The following is a 3,096-nucleotide window of genomic DNA, read 5'->3' as shown; positions in this document are numbered from 1 at the left end:
CATCGAGTTGCTGGGCAAGCACGAGTTCTCGGCCATGCCGGTCACAGACTCGGCGGGGCACCTGGTGGGAGTGGTCAGCGAGGCCGACGTCATCAGGGAGATGGTCGTGCCCGACCAGCGGTCCCACGAGATCCCCGTCCGCCTCACCGCGGCGCCGTTCCATGCCGAGGTTGCCGACGTCATGAGCACGCACGCCCTGACGGTCACCGGCGACACCGATCTGGCCGTGGCCGCGGAGCTGTTGACCAGCTCCGCCGTCAAGAGCCTTCCGGTTGTCGACCACGGCCGCCTCGTCGGCGTGGTCAGCCGGCGAGACATCATCGAGGTGCTGGCGCGCCCCGACGTGCAGATCGAGTCTGAGATCGACGAGCTGTTCCGGCAGGCCGGCTACGACTGGCTGGTCGACGTGATCGATGGTGTCGCCGTCATCGACGGTCCGGAGGTCGAGTCGGAGCAGGAGCTGGCCGTGGCCCTGGCGACCGCGGTCCCGGGTGTCGTCGGCATCCGGTTCCGGTCGACGTGACCGTCCCTGCGCTGACTTTCCTCGGCGCCGCGGGCACGGTCACGGGCCCGAGCCGTACGCACCGTCTACGTCGTCCACGGCGAGGCGCACTCGGCGGCTCGGCTGGCCGAGCGGATCGGCGGTGAGCTCGGATGGTGCGCCGTGGTCCCGTCGTACGGCGAGCGGGTCCCGATCGACTGAGGTCGCGCTCGAGGCGACCCGGCCGACCTTCGCGCGGCCGTCCTGCCCTCAGATGCGGGACCAATGACCCTGCCGTCCGGGGTCGTGCCACGTCACTCTCGGGGCATGGACGCAACCAATCAAGACATCGTCGTCGGCTATGACGGCTCGCCTGAGGCGGAACAGGCCCTGGTCTGGGCGGCAAGGACCGCGGCGATGCAGGGCCTGCCGGTGAGGGCCGTGATGGTGGACGACCTGTACGAGGCGCAGTGGCTGGCACCTCAGCGGGACACGCAGGGCGAGCAGGCCGCGCACGTGGAGCAAGTCCTGAAGGAGGCCGGAGCGCAGGGTGTGTTGGAGCGCCACTCGGGCACCATCGTGCTCGTGCTTCTCGAGGCGGCCCGCTCTGCCTCGCTGGTGGTGGTCGGAAGCCACGGTCACGGGCGTGTCGCCGAGGCCCTGATCGGCTCCGTGAGCCACCACGTGGCCAGGCACGCATCCTGTCCCGTGGTGGTCGTCCGCGAAGGCGCACGGCTGCCGATGGCGCGGATCGTCGTCGGGATCGACGGCGCCGGAGACAGCGCGGCCGCGCTGGAGTTCGCCTGTCGCCGCGCCGAGCTGACGGGTGAGGTGGTCGTCGCCGTGCATGCGTGGAAGGGCGTCCGGGTCCTGATGGACCGCCAGGGGCGGCTGCCGGAGACCATCGGCACCACGATGGAGGACGGGCAGCTGCTGCTGAGCGAGAGCGTGGCCGGTGTGCGCACCGACCATCCGGACGTCACCATCCTCGAGGAGGCGATCCCGGTGGCCCCCGGGCAGGCTCTGGTGGATGCGTCGGCGACGGCGTCCCTGGTGGTGGCCGGCTCGCGCGGACGCGGGGCCTTTGCGGGGATGTTGCTCGGTTCGGTCAGCCACGAAGTGCTGTGCCGTGCCCACTGTCCCGTTGCGATCGTCAGGTGAGCCGCCAGATGAGCGGTGCCGTCTCACCCACCGACACTCAGGTCCTCCCTGACCACAGGTCCCCTGGACTGATGTTGGCCCTGGCCACCATCGGCTTCGCGGTCAACTTCTGGGCGTGGGCGCTGATCAGCCCCCTCGGTCCGATGTTCCGCGACTCGGGTGCGCTCGGCACCCTGAATCAGTCCGACGTCGCGCTCCTGGTGGCGGTGCCGGTGCTCGTCGGCTCGCTGGGCCGCATCGTGGTGGGGGCGCTGACCGACCGCTTCGGCGGCAGGATCATGTTCCCGATCATCTCCGCCGTGACGGTCCTGCCGGTCCTGTTCATCGCATTCTTCGCGCTCGACTCCTACGCGCTGCTGCTCGTCGGCGGGTTCTTCCTCGGCATCGCCGGCACCGTGTTCGCGGTCGGCGTCCCGTTCGTCAACGCCTGGTTCCCGCCGGAGCGCCGGGGCCTGGCCATCGGGGTCTTCGGGGCGGGCATGGGTGGAACGGCCATCAGCGCGCTGACGACGGTGAAGCTCTTCACCAACCAGGGTGAGAAGGCGCCGTTCCTGATCACCGCCGCCGTGCTTGCGGCGTATGCCGTGGTGGCCTGGGTCTTCCTGCGCGATGCCCCCGGGCGCGTGCTGCCGACCACCAGCCTGGCAAGCCGGCTGAACGCGAACGCGCGGCTGCCGATCACGTGGCAGGCGTGCATCCTGTACGCCGTCGCGTTCGGCGGCTACGTCGCCTTCTCAGTCTACCTGCCTGCGTACCTCAAGACCGCGCACGGTCTGACCCCGGCCGACGCCGCCAACCGGATGGCCGGCTTCGTGGTGGTCGCCGTGATCATGAGGCCGATCGGTGGCTGGCTCTCCGACAAGTTCGGCGCGGTGCCGGTCCTGGCCTCGGCGTACGGCGTGGTCGCCGTGGGTGCGGCCGTCTCGGCCGGGACGCCACCGTTGGACGGTGTCGGCACCGTCGCGTTCCTCGCCATGGCTGCTGCCCTCGGGGCGGGGAGCGGCGGCACGTTCGCCCTGGTCGCCAAGGTCACGGAACCGGGCCGGGTCGGGGGCGTGACGGGACTGGTCGGCGCCGCCGGGGGACTCGGCGGCTTCGTGCCACCCCTGATCATGGGCTACGTCTACGGCCAGACCGACTCCTATGCCATCGGCCTGTGGATGCTGTCGGTCACGGCTGCCCTCACGCTCGTGCTCACCCTGACCATCGTCCGCCGCACCGCCAACGAACAGGTTGCACCTTGAGCAGGGACATCGGCATGGACGGCCCCCTGGCGGCTGCACTCGTGCGGAGCCGTCGGTTCTTCACCAAGGGGAAGATCTCAGAGGACCTGCGCACCCTGTCGCAGGTCGGAGGCCGCGAGGCCGACGACTTCTACCGGGACCGGTGGAGTCATGACAAGGTCGTCCGCTCCACGCACGGCGTCAACTGCACCGGGTCGTGCTCGTGGAAGG

General features: G+C 70.3%; 3 protein-coding genes and 1 pseudogene. All 4 read left to right on the top strand.

From position 1 onward, the window contains the following. Positions 1-523 (top strand): CBS domain-containing protein (locus RMO85_RS00865; protein ID WP_310525857.1); only part of this gene is annotated, 523 nt, incomplete at its 5' end. A 285-nt stretch (positions 524-808) separates the two neighbouring features. Beyond that, complete coding sequence (locus RMO85_RS00860; protein WP_310525855.1) at positions 809-1,642, top strand: universal stress protein; 834 nt, start codon at positions 809-811, stop codon at positions 1,640-1,642. A gap of 71 nt (positions 1,643-1,713) precedes the next feature. Continuing rightward, positions 1,714-2,886, top strand: coding sequence for an MFS transporter (locus RMO85_RS00855; protein WP_310525853.1), 1,173 nt, complete (start codon positions 1,714-1,716; stop codon positions 2,884-2,886). A gap of 14 nt (positions 2,887-2,900) precedes the next feature. Then, positions 2,901-3,096, top strand: a pseudogene (locus tag RMO85_RS00850) (nitrate reductase subunit alpha); the annotation flags it as partial.

It is taken from the genome of Nocardioides sp., assembly GCF_031422975.1.
Classification (GTDB): Bacteria; Actinomycetota; Actinomycetes; order Propionibacteriales; family Nocardioidaceae; genus Nocardioides.
Note: the sequence above shows the minus strand (reverse complement) of the source record. Positions and strands in the feature narration are given on the sequence as shown.

Bases quoted from the DNA above. Each gene is read 5' to 3' on its own strand.
- RMO85_RS00860 (WP_310525855.1), top strand. From the start codon at position 809: ATGGACGCAACCAATCAAGACATCGTCGTCGGCTATGACGGCTCGCCT.
- RMO85_RS00855 (WP_310525853.1), top strand. From the start codon at position 1,714: ATGTTGGCCCTGGCCACCATCGGCTTCGCGGTCAACTTCTGGGCGTGG.